General features: G+C 69.2%; 14 protein-coding genes and 1 pseudogene. 9 read left to right on the plus strand and 6 right to left on the minus strand.

Annotated elements, in window-relative coordinates; all coding sequences use genetic code 11:
* Positions 1-66 precede the first annotated feature (66 nt).
* Positions 67-2,439: a 5-histidylcysteine sulfoxide synthase gene (gene ovoA, locus AC4IJH_RS34920; RefSeq protein WP_490855981.1), complete on the minus strand. Its 2,373-nt coding sequence runs from the start codon at positions 2,437-2,439 to the stop codon at positions 67-69.
* Positions 2,440-2,984: 545 nt separating this feature from the next.
* Here ovoA and AC4IJH_RS34925 point away from each other — a divergent pair.
* Entirely contained in the window at positions 2,985-3,791 is an 807-nt protein-coding gene (locus AC4IJH_RS34925) for a class I SAM-dependent methyltransferase (protein ID WP_490855982.1), read from the plus strand.
* A 181-nt stretch (positions 3,792-3,972) separates the two neighbouring features.
* Here the strand turns inward: AC4IJH_RS34925 and AC4IJH_RS34930 are convergent, their stop codons facing one another.
* The gene (locus tag AC4IJH_RS34930) at positions 3,973-4,461 is read right to left on the minus strand and encodes an amidohydrolase family protein (protein ID WP_490855983.1); all 489 of its coding nucleotides are present in this window, start codon (positions 4,459-4,461) and stop codon (positions 3,973-3,975) included.
* 477 nt (positions 4,462-4,938) lie between these two features.
* Between AC4IJH_RS34930 and AC4IJH_RS34935 the strand changes: the two genes are divergently transcribed.
* From AC4IJH_RS34935 to AC4IJH_RS34955, 5 genes are all read left to right on the plus strand, one after another.
* Complete coding sequence (locus tag AC4IJH_RS34935) at positions 4,939-6,354, plus strand: carotenoid oxygenase family protein (RefSeq protein ID WP_490855984.1); 1,416 nt, start codon at positions 4,939-4,941, stop codon at positions 6,352-6,354.
* Between the two features lie 798 nt (positions 6,355-7,152).
* Complete coding sequence (locus AC4IJH_RS34940) at positions 7,153-7,395, plus strand: hypothetical protein (protein WP_490855985.1); 243 nt, start codon at positions 7,153-7,155, stop codon at positions 7,393-7,395.
* The gene (locus AC4IJH_RS34945) at positions 7,392-7,634 is read left to right on the plus strand and encodes a hypothetical protein (protein WP_490855986.1); all 243 of its coding nucleotides are present in this window, start codon (positions 7,392-7,394) and stop codon (positions 7,632-7,634) included. Before AC4IJH_RS34940 ends, AC4IJH_RS34945 begins: the two co-directional genes overlap by 4 nt.
* A 574-nt stretch (positions 7,635-8,208) precedes the next feature.
* Positions 8,209-10,305, plus strand: a complete 2,097-nt coding sequence (locus tag AC4IJH_RS34950; protein WP_490855987.1) for an ATP-binding protein — start codon at positions 8,209-8,211, stop codon at positions 10,303-10,305.
* 430 nt (positions 10,306-10,735) lie between these two features.
* Complete coding sequence (locus AC4IJH_RS34955; RefSeq protein ID WP_490855988.1) at positions 10,736-11,323, plus strand: methyltransferase family protein; 588 nt, start codon at positions 10,736-10,738, stop codon at positions 11,321-11,323.
* Here the strand turns inward: AC4IJH_RS34955 and AC4IJH_RS34960 are convergent.
* From AC4IJH_RS34960 to AC4IJH_RS34970, 3 genes are all read right to left on the minus strand, one after another.
* The gene (locus tag AC4IJH_RS34960; protein ID WP_490855989.1) at positions 11,265-11,705 is read right to left on the minus strand and encodes a nuclear transport factor 2 family protein; all 441 of its coding nucleotides are present in this window, start codon (positions 11,703-11,705) and stop codon (positions 11,265-11,267) included. The two genes, AC4IJH_RS34955 and AC4IJH_RS34960, sit on opposite strands and share 59 nt — an antisense overlap.
* 167 nt (positions 11,706-11,872) lie before the next feature.
* Positions 11,873-12,682: a leucine-rich repeat domain-containing protein gene (locus AC4IJH_RS34965; RefSeq protein ID WP_490855990.1), complete on the minus strand. Its 810-nt coding sequence runs from the start codon at positions 12,680-12,682 to the stop codon at positions 11,873-11,875.
* Positions 12,683-12,759: 77 nt separating this feature from the next.
* Positions 12,760-13,842: an NAD(P)/FAD-dependent oxidoreductase gene (locus AC4IJH_RS34970; protein ID WP_490855991.1), complete on the minus strand. Its 1,083-nt coding sequence runs from the start codon at positions 13,840-13,842 to the stop codon at positions 12,760-12,762.
* A 267-nt stretch (positions 13,843-14,109) separates the two neighbouring features.
* On the opposite strand from AC4IJH_RS34970, the pseudogene AC4IJH_RS34975 reads away from it, so the two are divergent.
* The 3 genes and pseudogenes from AC4IJH_RS34975 to AC4IJH_RS34985 all read left to right on the plus strand — a co-directional run.
* Positions 14,110-14,469 (plus strand): annotated as a pseudogene (locus AC4IJH_RS34975) (sigma factor); the annotation flags it as partial.
* Between the two features lie 402 nt (positions 14,470-14,871).
* On the plus strand, positions 14,872-15,981 hold the full coding sequence (locus AC4IJH_RS34980; RefSeq protein ID WP_490855992.1) for an N-acetylmuramoyl-L-alanine amidase: 1,110 nt from the start codon (positions 14,872-14,874) through the stop codon (positions 15,979-15,981).
* 309 nt (positions 15,982-16,290) lie between these two features.
* The gene (locus AC4IJH_RS34985; RefSeq protein WP_490855993.1) at positions 16,291-16,947 is read left to right on the plus strand and encodes a maleylpyruvate isomerase N-terminal domain-containing protein; all 657 of its coding nucleotides are present in this window, start codon (positions 16,291-16,293) and stop codon (positions 16,945-16,947) included.
* Positions 16,948-17,020: 73 nt separating this feature from the next.
* On the opposite strand, the gene AC4IJH_RS34990 is transcribed toward AC4IJH_RS34985, so the two are convergent.
* The coding region (locus AC4IJH_RS34990) for a hypothetical protein (protein ID WP_490855994.1) at positions 17,021-17,265 on the minus strand (245 nt) is incomplete at its 5' end.

Here is a 17,265-nt window from a genome sequence, read left to right on the forward strand (position 1 = left end):
GCATCGGATCGGATGCACACGGGTACGTACGCCGCCCGGCAGGGATGTCCCGCCAGGGGCTTCGCGTCAGCGCTTGCGCCAGACCGAGACGTCCGCGTCGAGGAATTCGAAGCGCCGCGCGTGGCCGCGCAACACCCCGGGCTCGTCCGCCTCCGCCACCTTCTGGAAGGTCCCGGCCAGAAAGCGCCGCAACTCGCGCTCGCTGGTCGGCGACTGGCGCCGCCCGCCGATCCAGTTCTCGGGTGCGGTGCACGAGCTGTGCCAGCCCCACGGGCTGGCGACGAGCAGCAGCCCGCCGGACGCCAGGACGTCGTCGGACTCGGTGAACTGCCGCAGCAGCGCGTACGGGTCGGCGACCCGGTCGAGTAGGTCGGACACGAGCACGGCGTCGAAACCGCCCAGCGACTTGGGCAGTTCGGATCCGTCGGCCACCAGGAAGTCGAGCTCGCAGCCGTCCGCCGGCCTCGGCGCGCGGGCGTGCAGCCGGGTGCAGTTCTCCCCCTGGTCGAACCGCTCGTAGGCGACCGATTCGCCGCGCGCCAGTCTGCGCGCGGTGTCGACGAACAGGGGGCTGAGATCGACGCCGACCACGCTGCGCACCCCGCTCTGGGCGAGGGCGAAACTCCCGCCCCCGACCGTGCAGCCGAGGTCGAGCACGCGGTGCAGCCGGGCGCCGGCCTCCTGAGCCTCCCGCACGAGCAACTGCGCCAGACGCCGCGGATAGCCGTGCGCCGCGGTGAGCGGGTGATCCGCTCTGCCGAAGGTGTCCCTGGCGTTCGCGAAGTGCATCAGGAGGTGGCGGTCGAGCAGCTCACGGGTGGCCTGCGCGCCCGACGCCGCACCGCTCGCCCCTTCGTCGTCCGCACACGACTCGGGCGAGGCGATCAGCCGGATGCCGGACTGCTGCAGGAAATGCGGGCGGAAGTGGAAGCGGGCCCAGATGCTCGCCTCGTCGCCGGTGCTGATGAAGGCGCCGCCGAGAATCATCTGGTGCTGCCCGTCGAAACAGGGGGTGCTGAAGTCCTCGTAGTACGGGTGGACTTCGAATCCGTCGAAGGGGTTGGCCACGTCCTCCGCCCACTGCCACAGATTCCCGGCCGCGTCGTGCACGCCGTGCGCGGTGGCGGGGGAGTGGTCGACCGGGCTCTCCGATCCCCAGGCGAGGTTCAGGTTGACGCCCCGCTCGCTCAGCCGCGTGCCGTCGAGATGCATCACCGGATCGTCCAACACCCCTGGTGTCTCCGGGAGTTGGCGGATCATACGGTGTTCGGCCTCGGTCGGCAGCCGGTAGGTGCGGCCGTCCTGGGTGCCGCGCCAGGCACAGTACGCCTTGGCCTCGTGGTAGTTGACGATCGCCGGCCAGTCCCAGGGCATCTCGATCTCGTCGAAGGTGGTGCGCAGCCGGTAGGCGTGCAGCCCGCTGGGGCCGTCCGGCACCCAGAACCGCGGCCACTTGGCGTTACGGAAGGCCCGCCACCGCCAGCCTTCCTCCGACCACAGCTCGGACCTGCGATAGCCGCCGTCGGCGACGAAGCGGTAGTACTCGCCGTTGCTCACCAGGAGGCGGGCGGCCTCGAAGGTGGCGACCTCCACCTGGCGGGTCCCGTACTCGTTGTCCCAGCCGAAGGAGGGAAAGCCGGCGGGTTTGCCCAGGTGCACCGGGCCGCCCTCGATCGCGACCATGCGGTTGTCCGGGACCGCCTCGGGGGTGGGCCGTCCGCCGGAGCCGGTGCGCCGCATCGGAGCGGGGGCGGGCCATGCCGGGTGCGCCTCGACCAGGTGGCGGGGCAGTTCGCGGATGAGGACGGAGCTGGTCTCCAGGTGGATGCGGTGGTGCTCGAAAGACAGGAACAGCGCCCAGGCCCGGTCCTGTTGGCCCACCGGGCGGCCCAGGTCGGGGGCGAAATCCGTGGCCTCGATGACCTGACGGACACGGCGGTAGACCTCGGCGCTGTAGTCGTGCACATCGGCGACCGAGGGCCACAGCATCTCGTTCTTGGACAGGTCGTCCCAGGACATCTCGTCGACGCCGGTCTCCAGGATCCGTTCGAGGTACGCGTCCACGGGACCGTCGAGCAGCCCGGCCACCCGCAGTTTGTTGACATAGAGCGCGGCCGGATGCCCGTAGTAGAAGATCATCGGGTGCCGCAGATTGTGGGACGGCGGACGGTAGAACGCCTCCGTGGTGCGCAGCCCGGCGAACAGGACTTCCTGCAGCGCCCAGGAGTTGTCGAAATAGTCCAGGGCCGCGGCGCGATCGCAAATGGACAGGTCGGGCAGCGGTAGCGAGGTGATCCGGCCGTCCGCGCCGACACCCGGACACAGGCCGGGCAGTGGAGCCTTTCCGGTGAACCACCACGAGCCTCTGGGCCCGTTGAGTCGTTCATCCGCGTGCTTGGTGACGTTCCTTTCCCAGGTCTGCTCCGAAACGGTCGTCACGAACCACCTCTTTCTTGGGGTGGGATCACGCTGAGGAAGTGTGGGGGCAGCCGCGTGAGTTTTCTGGCGGCCGCTCGACCGAGAGGGCCGGTATCTGCGAGGAGACCGGTCGAATCCGGGACACTTCGGCATTCAGCGGAGGAAGGGGCCCGACAAAGGAGAATTTCTGGCACCACCGGTGCGCATTGACAGGGACCGTGACTACGGCTGCCGTCCGCGCCGGCAGTAAACGGACGTTATCAAGATCCACTCAAGGTTTGATCGTGATCGCTTCGAATTGCGCTCTGGCTCGAGGTGTTGAGGAGCGTGATTCGTGCTGATGGGGCCGGTGATGCGCGCGGCACGAAATCACCCTCGGCCGAAGCCGAATCAACCCTGGGGGAGCGAGAGTATGTGCAGCCCTCGAGCGTGACTCAAGAGAAACACGAGCGGTCGTGAGTACGGTCGGGCCAATCTGCCGCCGGCCGGCCCTTCCTCCCTCCTGTTCAGGGCCGATCCGCCGAGCGCTCTCCCGTGCACCTCCGAGTCGAGCCTTGGAGCCAACGATGACGACACAATCGCCCCAGCCCGCGCCGGGCTCTCCGGGCAGCCAGACCCTGCCGCCCCCAACCCCCTGGACGTCGCAGGAAGTTGCCACCGACTACGCCAACTGGGACAAGTCCTTCTGCTGGACCTTCGGCTACCCCTTCGCCCTGGAAGCACTGCGCCTGGATCAGGCACCGGCGGGTCCGGTACTCGACGTGGGATGCGGCCCCGGCCACCTCAGCCAGAAGATCGCCACCACCTACGAGCGCCCGGTGATCGGAGTCGACGACTCACCCGGCATGATCGAGATCGCCAGGAAGGAGTACGTGCACCCCGGCCTGGAATACGTCCTCATGGGCGCCGACGGCCTTACCTTCCTGGAGGACGAGAGCATTTCGGGCGCGATCTGCTGCAACGTCTTCCTGACGATCCCGGACCTCGACATCATCCGCTCGCTGGTGCGGGAGGTCCACCGGGCGATGCGCCCCGGCGGACGGTTCGTGGTACTCGACGTACACCCGGGAAGCATCGGCGTGGAATTCTCCGCCTTCCAGGTCGGCGAACCGGGAAAGAGCTACGCCGACGGGGAACCGAAGCGCACCAAACTGTTCGGCCCGGACGGCGAGGCAGTCCTGCTGCGCGACTACCACTGGAACGTACCGGTCTTCACCGGAGTCCTCGCCGACGCCGGCTTCACCGACATCACCCTGCGCGAACCCGTCCTCGCCGACGCCCAACAACTCGCCGACCCCGAATCCCTGCAACGCCACGCCTGGGACGCGGAACGCACCCGCTCCCCGTACCTCATCGTCTCGGGCACGAAGTAGCACACCGCTAAAGGGTGCCCAAAACCCCGTTCAGGGCAGACGCCCCACGTTCAGCGCAGGTCTCACCCGGCCCAGCCACCCCGGCCCCATCAACACCGATCCACCCACCAACCCACCTGCCCTGAACGGGAATTGCCGGGCACCCTCCCCCAACTCCAAGCCGATCGAGCTCAGACCGGCGTCACGGAATTCGTCCGGAACCTCGACCGGTTCGTGGATATGCGCGGTTCGAAACCTCCTTCGCCCAACGACCTGTCTCCGTCCCTGCCGTGTAGTGGTCACGGAGCGATGCGGCGAGAAAACAACGATCGCCGAGGTCCCGTACGGTGGTGACCCCCGCCCGCAGCTGCTGCCCGGCGTGGACACGCATGCGCGCCAGGGTGGTGCGGTCATCTTCCTCTGCCATCGTCTGCTTCGACTTGTCGTCGGGGTCGAAGGCAAGGTGTACGTGAGAGTCGATGAGCCCGGGCGACAGCGTGGCGTCACCGAGATCCAGAACGCGCAGGTCTGCAGAAGGAGACGCTCCCGTCATATCGACACCTGCGATGCGCGAGCCATCGATGAGCACAAGTGGGCGCCCTGGTCGCAATGCGTAACCATCGAACAGCCGCGCCGTGCGGACCGCCCAGATCCGCGAACGCTTCACGTGTTGTTCACCGCTGGCAACCACCCGGCTGTGCCTCCTCCCCACTCAGTAACCGCTAATGCTCCAGCCGTAGACCACGATCCTGCTAACAGGGGGGCCGGCTGGGAGACGGGTACGGCCACCGCTGATCATCGGTGTGTGACGATGGAAGATCGTGCGGTGGCCGCGGGGCACAGCGTAGATCCAGCCCGCTGGCAGGGGGCGTTCGAGGTCCTGATGCGCCATGGACCGACGCGCACTGAACGCAGATCCGTACGTACCTGCCAGGCGGTGGACGCACCGCCTGGCGCGGATGCGCCTGTGGCGGCGGTGAGGGAGGCAGCGCACCATGTGCGTTCGACTTTGAGGACCGGGCGGAGGGTGTGCTTGCCGCTGCGGGCGCCGGATGGAGGATGACGTCGTACGGGCCGGGGCGGCTGACGCGTGCGAAAAGAACAAGACTGCCGCGGGACAGCGGTTTGCGGGACGCTGGCGGCCTCACCCCACGGCAGGAGACCGCAGATGACGATGCCTTCGGGGCCGTCGGGCTCCCCGGCGCCCCTGCACCTCTCGGGCAACAACGCACCGGTCGCGGCCGAGGTCACACACCGGCCGAGCGCGGTGACCGGCGCCGTCCCCAAGGAGCTGTACGGCCAGTACTTCCGCAACGGGCCCAACCCGCGCAGTGGCTGGTCGCCCCACTTCTTCGCAGGCGACGGCATGATCCACACCATCGCGCTGGCCGGCGGCCGGGCCACCTGGTACCGCAACCGCTACGTGCGTACCCCGCTGTACGCACAGCCGGGCGCCTCCCGCTTCGCCCTTGCCTTCGACCCGGCCACCTCACGGATCGACTACCGCGTCACCACGGCCAACACCCACCTGATCGCCCACGCCGGCCGGCTCCTCGCCCTCGAAGAAGGCGGCTTCCCCTACGAGATCACCCCCGGCCTGGCGACCCTCGGGACCTTCACCTTCGACGGGGCGCTCACCACCCCCATGACCGCCCACCCCAAGACCTGCCCCCTCACCGGGGAGCTGCACTTCTTCGGCTACCGGCTCCGGCCGCCGTACCTGACCTACTACCGGGCCTCCGCAGCGGGAAAGGTGCTCCAGAAACAGACCGTGGACGTGCCGCGGGCCACGATGATGCACGACTTCGCCATCACCGCACGGCACGTCATCTTCATGGACCTGCCCGTCGTCTTCGACGCCGACCGGGCTGCCGCGGGTGGCCCGCCCTGGCGCTGGGACGACCGCCACCGCGCCCGCTTCGGCATCCTGCCCCGGACCGGGGAGACCACCTGCGTACGGTGGTTCGACATCGCCCCCTGCTACGTATGGCACACCATGAACGCCTTCGAAACCGACGGGACGATCACCCTCACCGGCACCCGCGTACCCACCCTGTGGCGACAGGGACCACAGGATCTCAGCGGCGGCCTGCCGATGCTGCACCAGTGGGTGCTCCACCTGGCCACCGGCAAGGTCACCGAAACCCCGCTGGACGACACCCCCAGCGAATACCCCCGCATCGCCGACACCGGCATCGGCCTGCCCCACCGCTACGGCTACACCGCCGGATTCACCCTCGACGCCGAGCCCCACCACACCGAGATCTACAAGTACGACCTCACCCACGGCGCCCTGCGCAGCACCCACCGCTTCCCCGCCGGCCACACCTGCGGAGAGCCCGTCTTCGTCCCCCGCTCCACCACCCCCGGCCACGAGGACGACGGCTACCTCCTGACCTTCGCCCACGACCGCTCCCGCGGCACCAGCTACCTGGCCATCCTGGACGCCACCGACCTCAGCGCCGCCCCGGTCGCCGAGATCCACGTACCGGTCCGCATACCGGCAGGCTTCCACGGCAACTGGATCCCGGGCACCTTGAACGACACAGAACCGGAGACCCAGGCCGGTCAACGGCCAGGATAGGAACGGCACACAGACAGACGCCGAGCACGAATGGGCGCTCCGCAGCAGGAGTGACGACGTTGCCTTCTCCCACCCGCTGCGAAGGGGCCTGTCGGTGACGCAGACCTCTACAGGTGGGAGAAGGCGTTGAGCGGAGTGAGGCAGTACGCGCCGATGCATCGTCGGCAAGTACGTATTCTGCGGCCGGTCGTCTCCCTCGCCGTCAGCGGGGGCACCGGCATCAGCCGTCTGGAGAAACTGCTCGTCCATTCCGGCGCGGGGCGGCACCCCGATCGCGATCCGGTCCGAAAGCCTCTCGTCCGCCGACGACTTCACCTGTCCGGGCCTTGGCACGTGCCGCCGCCGGCATGCTCCTCGACGAGCCACTGCGCCGCGCCTTCGGAGTCCGTCGTCCGTCCGTTTTCGTACGTACCCTCGTCCACGGAGGCATGCCGTTACGGGCCCGCCGCATCCGTCGCAACCATGCCGCCCCCGACTACCGCCCCGTCCTGCCGCCCGCCGTACGCGACCTCGGGTGACGCGGGCCCCAGGCAGCACGCAGGCCACGGTGTCCGGCGAGGGCCGATGCCCAGTGCGCGCGAGGGGGAGGCTTGTGGCGGTCATGGGCGGACGTCCGAGCGTGGGGTCTCGATCTACCGGCGCGTGACACGCGCCTCCAGGCCCGCATCTGGTCCTCCATGTCGCACCAGGCCTGGCAGCGCGGGTACGGCAGTGAGGCCGTGCCGATCGCCCGGGCAGCGCTGGACCAGACGAGAGGGCGTCGTTGCGGGCAGTTGTCCGCGCTGCTGAACGTCCATCGTGCAGTCGACTCCGTTCCGGCGTAACCACCTTGCCACCCATGCAAGGCTCGGGCGAGCCCTTGCAGAAGCCGGAGCACTTGAGGAAGCCGTTGCGGCCGGAGACGAGGCTCTGGCGCTGCTGCCAGGGGTGAACAACGGCCGCATCAACACACGTTTGAAGGAGTTCCGCGACGTCCTGCTCGAACGCAACGAGCAGGAAGCTGACGGATTCTCGAACCGATACGAGGCGGTGGCCACGTGACCGTGGATCTCCTGACGACCAGCTACTACACCAGCGAGCTGCTGCCGGAGATCCGCGCCACCATCCTTGACGTCTACGCCGACGTGTACGCGGATGACATCGCCACCGATTCGTTCTTCTCCGTGGCGCGCTTCGAGGACCGGCTCACGAGCCACACAGCCGCCGGAGGCTGGGGCTGCGTCATCGCCAGCACGCCGGAGAAGAACTGCCCTTCCCCGACTCGCCGTTGTATGACGTGATACAGCGCGACCTGCACCGGGCATAAAGACGAGTGCCCCCGCCAAGGGCGGGGCTCCGGGGAGGCTGTGGTGCTGCGTTGCGCGCAACGCTGTCCGGAGAACGCTGACGCCCAGTAAGACGGTGTGGCCCATGCCTGCGGACCAAATTTCCAAGGGCACGAATCACGTCAACATTAAGGCCCGCGAGCGTGCTGACGTATCAGAGCAGTGGTGCTTGAGCAGAACAGGCCTTGGACGTGTTCCTCGTGCATGCCGTAGGTGCTCTTGGACGATACGGGCGGCGCCCACCGGCGCGGGTGAACTGGGACCTGTCTGCTGGGTGTGGGTTCATGGTGGACGGCGCGGATCGGGCCGATCGCCTTGGACTGGATGCGGTGTCGCCCCGATCGGGCTCGCGGCGCCGGACGATCTTTGTGCAGGATGCGTTGAGATCCGTTCATTTCCTGCACTGTCACGGTCAGCTTCGGGCGTGACAGGTCGCATTCTCTCCGGCCGCGCATGGCGTGGGGTTGGGGCGGCAGACTCTGTGGCTCATCCCTGCGCGGGCGGTGTGCGGGGCGGAAAGGGGGCGACCGTGGCCGTCGAGCAGCGACGGGTGGGAAATCTGCCGACAGCGCGGACGAGGATGGTGGGCCGCCGTGGTGAACTGGCAGAGATCGGGCGGCTGTTCGCGGGGCCGGCGCGGCTGGTGACCCTGACAGGAGTCGGCGGGGTGGGAAAGACCCGGCTCGCGCTGGAGTCCGCGACCACCCTGCAACCCCAATTCCGGGACGGGGCGTGGCTGGTGGAGCTGTCGCCGCTGCACGAGGCCAAGGCGCTGCCGTACGCCATTGCCGAGGCGCTGCCGCTGGTCGACCAGACCACCCGCCCGATGACCGACGTCCTGGCCGACTATCTGGCGCAGCGGGAGCTGCTGCTGGTGCTGGACACCTGCGAGCACCTGGCCGACGCCTGCGCGCTGACCGTCCAGGCGCTGATGCGGGCCGCGCCGGGCCTGCGGGTCCTGGCCACCAGCCGCCGTCGCCTGGGCGCGCCCGGTGAGGAGGTGTACACGGTCGAACCGCTGCCGGTCCCGGAGCTCGACGATCCCGCGGCACCGCGGGCGGATGCGGTGGTACTGCTGGCCGAGCGCGCCGCGCAGCGCGTGCCCGACGTCGCGGTCACCGGTGCCGGCCGGGCCGCGCTGATCGGCCTGGCCCGGCGCCTGGACGGCCTGCCGCTCGCCATCGAACTGGCCGCGGCGCGCCTGGGCGAGCTGTCGGTCGGGGAGTTGACCGAGCGGCTGGACGATCGGTTCACGGTCCTGGGGGAGACCGAGAAGGTGGTGCACGGCACCGAGCCTCCCTGGCACCAGGCGCTGCGGACTGCGATCGGCTGGAGCCACCAGCTGTGCAGCCCGGACGAACGGCTGCTGTGGGCGCGGCTGTCGGTGTTCGCCGGGACCTTCGATGGCGAGTCGGCCCGCCGGGTGTGCGCCGATGGCCATCTCCCCCAGCACCGCGTCGACGGGCTGCTGGCCGCGCTGGTGGAGAAGTCGATCCTGATCTGGCAGCCCACCGGGGGCGGGGAGCGGTACCGGATGCTGGACACCCTGCGTGAATACGGCGCCGGCTGGCTGCGCGGTCTGGGCGAGGAGGACGAGCTGCGCCGCCGTCACCGGGAGCACTATCGGGCGCTGGCCCTGCAGGCGGATGCCGCCTGGATGGGGCCTGACCAGGCAGCCTGGTACGAGCGGACGACCGCCGAGCACGCCAACTTCCGCGCCGCGCTGGACTTCTGCCTGGACGAGGGGAAGGACGGACAGACCGGGCTGGAGCTGGGCGGGGCGCTGTGGTTCTTCTGGCTGTGCTGCGGCTTCCTGCGGGAGGGACGCCACTACCTCGACCGGGCCCTGCAACGTGGCACGACAGCGGGTTCGGCCCGCAGCAAGGCGGTGTGGACCTGCGGCGCGATCGCGCTGGGGCAGGGGGACTACGACGTGGTCGCCCGGCTGGGGACGGAGTTCCGGGCCGACGCCGAGGCGGCGGCCGACCCCGCCATGTTGATCGCCGCCGCCCACCTCGAGGGCGGGCGCCTCGCGCTGACCGGACAGCCCGCCGAGGCCGCCAAGGTCTTCGATGCGGTGCCCTACATTGAAGAACATGGCGGCGGGTATGCCGGGGCGCGCTTCCTGGTGTGGACGCTGCGCGTGTTCGTCCACACCAACCTGGGGGAGTTCGCGGAGGCCGGCGCGGTGGCCGATGCCCTGCGCGCGGAGTGTGCCCAGCGCGGCGAGCGGTGGGCCCGGGCCTTCGCCGACTACGTGCACGGGCATGCGGCGTGCGGCCTGGGCCTGCTGGACGAGGCCGCCGCACACGCCCGAGCCGCCCTGGAGGGCAAGGCCCTGCTCCACGACAGCATCGGCATCGCCACGGCCCTCGACCTGTTGGCCTCGGTGGCCGCCGGCACCGGCCACGGGGAGCGGGCGGCCCGCCTCCTTGGCATCGGCCAGCAGACCTGGGACATCATCGGCCGGTCCCAGCTGGGTGTCCCCGAACTCCTTGCCGCCCGCGAAGCCTGTGAACGCCAGGCCCGCGAATCCGTCGGGGACGCTGCCTACGAGGCGGCGTTCCGCAGGGGCCTGGAGGACAGCAGCGACGCCGGCCTCACCTACGCCCTGCACCAGCACTGAGCCCGCGTATGAGCCGATCGCGCCGCTGCCGACGATGAGCGTCTGCGTCCCTGCCACGAGCAGGGGCGCCCCAGCACCTGGCCGCCACTGTCGCGCGTCGCTCGCGCGCACGTACGTACACGGGCACACCCTTGGCGGCCAGGAGCATCGCCGCAGCGGTCCACTCGGCGACCGCTTCTGTGGAGGCGCTCGTCTGGGTGACCGTCACACCGTGCGCCGCGAGTTGGGCCAGCGGCAGTTCCTTCACTCCGGCTGTGGGCCGGTGCCGTGCAGCGCTCAAGAGTTTCGCTGCGTGTCCTCCGCTGCTCATCCGCACGGGCAACATGCCGATGTCGCCTGGCAATTACGCGGCCGCACCGGTCGGGGACGTGGGGGACCGGAGGTCGACAGTTCCGTTCACGGCGCAGGGTGTGGCGGCCATGCTGGCCGTATGCGCAGGGCGAGGGCGGCCGTGGGGAGTTCGGTGTTCATGGTGCTTGCGCCGGGGACGGTGGGCGGAGTTGTGCCCTGGTGGGTGACGGGGTGGCAGGCCGGGCACTGGTGGCTGCCTGTCCGGGTGATGGGCGCCGTGGTTCTCCTGGCGGGCGCGGTGGTGCTGGGGCAGGCCTTCGTACGGTTCGTCGTGGAGGGGCTGGGGACTCCGGCGCCGGTCGCGCCCACCGAGCGGCTGGTGGTGGGAGGGCTGTACCGCCATGTGCGCAACCCCATGTACGTCGCGGTCACGGCATCGATCGGCGGGCAGGCACTGCTTCTCGGCCGGCCGGTTCTGCTTGCTTACGGGCTGCTCGCCGAAACGGTGATGTGGGCGTTCGCGCGGTGGTACGAGGAGCCGAAGCTGCTGGAGGCGTTCGGCGTGGAGTACGCGACGTACCGCCGGGCGGTACCGGGCTGGTGGCCGAGGCTGCGTCCCTGGCGGGGGGACGGTCCCGTGCCCACAACAGGGCTGCCTGCTCGCGCCCTCACGGGGCGCAGGCCTCGGCGATCGACAGGCTGTTCTCGTAGAGGTGGTGCCGGGTGATCCGGCCGTCCTCGACGGTGAGGCGCAGCGCGAACGGGCCCTCGAAGGGCTTTCCCGTCGCGCGTACGGTCCCCGACACGTGCCCCATCAGGACGGCGTCGGTGCCGTCGACGAGGAAGGTGTCGATGGAGGCGCGGGCGTCCTCGGGCACCGTGTGTTCCATCAACTCCGTGAACTGGGCGGCGCATTCGGCGGCGGTGGTCCGCGGACGGATCCACGGGACGGTGGGGTTGTCGGCGAGCAGCCAGTCGACCTCATCGGCGAAGAGTGCGACGAGCCGCCCGGTGTCCCCGGCGATGCGGGCGGCAAGGAACTCCTGCACGACGGCCCGGGTGGTCTCGGCGACGGAACTCGCGGTGGTGGCGGTGGACTTCACGGACATGGGCTCTCCTCGCGGCTGCGGCCGGACCCCGGCGGGCGTTTCCGCCGATGTGCTTGATCCTGCCGGGGGAGGGGGAGAGCGGTCGATTACTCCGGGGGTAATGAGCGGCGGATAGGGCGAGGGCCCGCCTTCTCCGGGCGGGGATGGGGAGGAAGGTGTCCGGATGGTCAGTCCTCATCGGACGGCGGCTGCTTGACCGGGCCGCCCTTGTGCGGTGAGGGGATGTAGCCCTGGGCGCCGTCGGGCAGTGCGGCTACGCACTCCGACGAGCAGGCGTTGACCAGCAGGGGCAAGACGTCGGTGGCCACGCGTAGCGAGATCCACACCTGGTGAAGTCCGCCCTGATCGATCGGCCGGTCGCAGACGCTGCAGCTGTGAAGGGCGGTGACGCCCCAGTGCCGGGGATCCAGATCTGCCGGATCGAGCTGGGCGACGGAGGCCCGGGACGGCTGGAGCTGTGGGAAGGGCGGTCGCAGCTTGTAGTTGCCGAACAGCGCGCGCGTGCTCACCGTGCTGCGTCGCAGCTTCCGGCACCGGGTTATTTCGTAAGGGAACCAGTGCAGCCGGTAGGAGGTGTAGGGGGTGAATTCCTCCAGGCTGGTCATGGCCCCGATGTCGGGCGGAATGCGGACCAGGTTGCTGCCGTAGAGCACCAGGTGCTTGACTGCGGTGAGTTGGGCGATGCTGGACGGCAGGGTGACGATCTGCCGCCGCTCTTCGGGGCTGAGTTCGGCCAGGGGGCGGAACTCTTCGCGCCCGTCGGCGACGGCCTCGTCGATCAGCTCCAACAAGCGCTGCCAGCCCGGGGCGGAGGTGTCCTGCCGTTCGGCGTGGAAACCGGGCCGGGTGCGCGGATGCGGCGTGGCCTCGTCGCAGCACGAGCAGATGTCACGGTGGGACCTGCGCCTTATCGAGATCGGGTCCGATGCGTCGCCCCAGCGGTTTGCGAAGAGCGTCTGCTCTGCCTCGTCGGTCATGGCGACACGTTACGGGGGCTGCCGCGGGCTTTTCCAGTGATGATCGGGACGGGAATCCCGATTCTCGGGCGCGGCATTCACGCACCGGCACCGCTGCCTTTCTGGGCGCCGTACTTGGCGAAGCGGGTCGCGATTTCCTTGACCACCACTGCGGTGTTTCCCGCGAGATAGGCCTGCCGCGGGGAGTCGTCGCTTCGGGTGAGCTGGACTACCGCGCCCTTGCGTCCGAGGCTGATGCCGCATCCGTAATAGCGCAGGGAGTACGGCTCGGGCCTGCGGCCGCTGACCAGGCGGGCCAGGGTGTTGACCGCGTGGGCGGCCTGCGGTCCGGCGCTTTGGCAGGCGAAACGAGCTCCGGGTACTGCCGCGCAATCGCCGACGGCGAAGATCCGTTCGTCGTTGACGCTGCGCAGGAACTCGTCCACGACCGCACGCCCCCGCGCATCGACCGCAAGACCGCTGCGCGCCGCGAGGTCGGGGACGTCCGCCACGATCGCCCATAGGGTCAGATCGGAGGCGAACGCCCCTCCCGAGCGAAGGCGCACCACGCCGTCGAACTTTCCCGCACCCGCGGCTACCTCCGTGACACCGTCGTCCACGATGTCGACCTTCAGCCGCTCCAGTACGGTGCGCACTTGCCTCCGCGCTCCGTGGGAGAAGGTCTCGGCGACCGACGACCCGACGAGCAGCACCCGGACATCCGGCCTGGCAGCGGCCACCTCGGACGCCGTCTCGATGCCCGTCGGACCGCCCCCGATGACGGTGACCGTGCTGCCCGCGGGAAGAGCGGCAAGCGCCACGCGAGCCTGTTCCGCCCCCTCCCACGTACCCACCGGGACCGTTCCCCGCATCGGCCGCACCGTGCTGCCCACGGCGAGGACGGCGTAGTCGAAGTCGAGGCTCAGGCCGTCTTCGAGTGTGACGGTGCTGTCACCGATCTTGTCGACGCTGCCGATGCGCGACGAGATCCCGTCGCTCAGCATCGACGCGAGGGGCGTGGCGACGGCGCCCGTCCCGGCGATCTGCTGGTGCAGCCGTACGCGCTCCACGAAGTCGGGGCGCGGGTTGAGCACCGTGATCTCGGCAGACTTCACCTGCTTGGCCAGCCGGTTCGCCGCGAGCACGCCCGCGTAGCCGGCGCCCACCACTACAACCTTCATGTCGGCCTCCTGTTGAGGTAACTGGTCGTACACAAGGCGCCGATGAGCCGATCTCTGTGACAGTCCAGCCGTGTGACGTGTGCCACCGTCGAGCGGCGGCCGTCAGCTCCGCGGTGGCGTGGCCCGTGTTCCACTCCTCCTCATTTCCGTTCCGAGGGCACAGGACGGTGGGTCCCGGCGCCTCGTGGGGTGACACGGTCGCGCACCCGGAGACAGGAGCCACCCACGGGGGACCACGCCGCAGGACACGGCGGGGGCACATGCGAGATCGGCCGCCGGGACGCCGCCACCGAGGCGTTCGTCGCCCATCGCAACCTGCTCTTCACGGTCGCCTACGAGATGCTCGGGTCGGCGGCCGATGCGGAGGACGTGCTCCAGGAGACCTCGGCTGCGGTGGGCGGACGTCGAGCTCGGCACGGTACGGGACCAGCGCGCGTATCTGATCCGGATCACCACCCGCCAGGTGCTCACCCGGATGCGACGCTCGGGCGGCGCAAGGAGCCGTACGTCGGCCCCTGGATGCCCGAGCCGCTGCGGACCGCGCCGGACGTGGCCGAGGACATCGAGCTCGCCGACAGCGTCTCGATGGCGATGCCGCTGGTGCTGGAGACGCTCACGCCGACCGAGCACACGTGGCACCCGTGGTGCATGCGATGCGTCGATCCGGCCGGTACGGCTTGGTGTCTTCACCGCCCGTGCCACGGCCGAGCCCCGCACGCCCGGCAGGCCTTCGGCGAGGTGAGGAATCGGGTGGCTTGAAGTGTGCGCGAAAAAGGCCCGTTTTGACCTTCAGGGAAGCAATAGGTATTTCATGGCGCCTTGTTGTGATGTACTGCACCTTCGCTTGATCATTTTGGGTCACTGCGTCCCGTACCAATGGAAAGTCCCTAGATGTCAAAAATACGTATAGCCCGGCCCCTTGCGGCACTGCTGGCCGGTGGGGCCCTCGCCGCCGCAGTTCTGACGGCTGAACAGCCCGGAGTCCCGGAACCCACCGTCCCGGTCGCGGACGTCGCTCCCACGACGCAGATGACGAACGTGACACTGACCGGCGCTACGGGCGAACCGCGGCCGGGTACGCAATCCGGCACCGCCAAGCACGGGATCGACGTACGGAAAAACACCCCCGAGACATTCCGGGCGATCAGCCTGTCCTGGCGCAAGGGAGCGCGCCTCGGCCACACGGCCAGTGCCAGCGCACGGTTCCACCGCAACGGTGCCTGGACCGCATGGCAGAACATCCCTCTCGGCAGCGACCAGGATTCCGACGAGGCCAAGCGCGCGGGATCCGGAGTCTTCTTCTCGGACACCTCCGACGGCGTGCAACTGCGTATGACCGCACAGAACGGCAAGCTCCCCGACGACCTCCGACTGTCCCTGATCAACCCGGACAAGAAGCCGGACACAGGGGAGAGCTCGGGCGCGCGGAATTCCGTACAGCGCGTGGCCATGAAGCCGGTGGCCGCCGCGAGTCCGGCCGAAACAGGCATCGGCGCCGCCGACCGCCTCAAGCCCACGGTCCACAGCCGGGCCGACTGGGGCGCGGACGAATCCAAGGCCGACCCTGGGCTCAAGGGCATGAGCACCGTACGGGCGATGGTGGTCCACCACACCGTCAACGGCAATGCCTACCGCCCGGAAGACGTGCCCGGCCTGATGCGCGCCATCTACGCGGACATGATCGACAACCAGAAGTACGGCGACTTCCCGTACCACTTCGTCGTCGACCGCTTCGGCGGAATCTGGGAGGGACGCCGTGGCAGCATCGCCGCGAACCCCTCCGCCGACCCCAAAGCGATCCTGGGCGGCCACGCCGCCGGATACAACACGGGAACTCTCGGCGTAGCGACCCTCGGCAACTTCGAGCCCACCGAACAGGGCGCCGCGAAGCCGGAGGAGCCCATGCTCGACGGCCTGCGGGACATCCTCGCCTGGAAGGGATCCCAGTACCAGCTGAACCCTGCCGGGAAAGCCACCCTGGACTTCCCCGGCCAGAAGCCGACGACCGTCGACGTCATCTCCGGACATCGCGACGTCTTCGCCACGCTCTGCCCGGGCGAGGACTTGTACGCATTGCTTCCTCAACTGCGTGAGCGGGTAGCCGAGCGCATCGAGCAGGCCCAGGAGCCGGGCAAGTAGGCGGAATTGATTCCCTGCGTCGGTACGCGTGAAGTTCGCCCGCCGAAGTGCAGCCGGGACCGGCAGTAGTGCATCGGCCGCGAGCGGGGTCTCCACGGGCTGACGGCACCGTCTCGCGTACCGAGAACACTCGCCCTCCCACTCCACGAGGAAATCCTTGATGTGGGATGACTGAACGTGGGGTTCGCGGACTGCCCGTGAGCCCCATATTCATGAGCCCGAGTTCCCCGTGCCCGGACGCGAGTTTCCCCCGTGCGGGCGGGTGAAATTCGGTCGCAATCGGGGGCCGGGCGCTGCTAGCTTGCGGCCGTGGATCTCTTCTCACGCTCGTGGACAGCGTTGCGCACAGCGGTCGCCGAACTCTCGGACGAGGACTTCGCGCGGCCGTCCGGCTGCACCGGCTGGCTCGTACGGGACCTGGTGTGCCACCTGATCATCGACGCCCAGGATGTCCTGATCACCCTCGTCACCCCCACCGAAGCAAAACCCACCCGGGATGCGGTGACCTACTGGAATGTCGCCGATACGCCGCCGACCGGCGACGATCCGCTCGACGCGCTGATCGTCCGGCTGGCCGCCGCGTATGAAGAGCCGCGGTTGCTCAAGTTCCATCTCGACGACGTCGGTTCCGCCGCCGGTCGCGCCGCCGGACTCGCCGACCCCACGGTGCGGGTGAGCACCCAGGACCAGGTGCTCACCACGGGCGACTACCTCGGTGCGTACGTCCTGGAATGGACGCTGCACCACCTCGACCTCATCGTGCATCTCCCGCACGCGGCACAACCGCCCGCCGAAGGCCTCGCCCGCACACGCGAACTGCTGGAGCAGATCGCCGGAGCGGCATTCCCTCCGTCCTTCTCCGACACGGACGCACTACTGATCGGCACCGGCCGGCGCGTACCGACCGAAGACGAGCGCGCAGCACTGGGCGAGCTGGCCACGAAACTCCCCCTCGTCCTGGGCTGACCGGCGGCCAGCCGCATTCTCGTCCGACGGAGGGAACCCTGCGGCGTGCGCATACCTTCAGCTTGTGTTTGTGCTAGTGCTCCCGCAGTTCTTTCCCGGTGGACACGCTGGTCGTCTCGCATTCGACGGTGAGCCCGGCCATGGCCAGCTCGTCCGCCGGGATGGCTGTCGGATCGAGGTCAGCGTCCACGGTGTTGCGTACCGCCTCCTGCAGAGCGCGCACCTGCTGTGGGTCGTTGACGGTGACCTGGTGACCTGGTGACCTGGTGACCTGGTGACCTGGTGACCTGGTGACCTGGTGACCTGGTGACCTGGTGA

It is taken from the genome of Streptomyces sp. UF-297, from assembly GCF_058245575.1.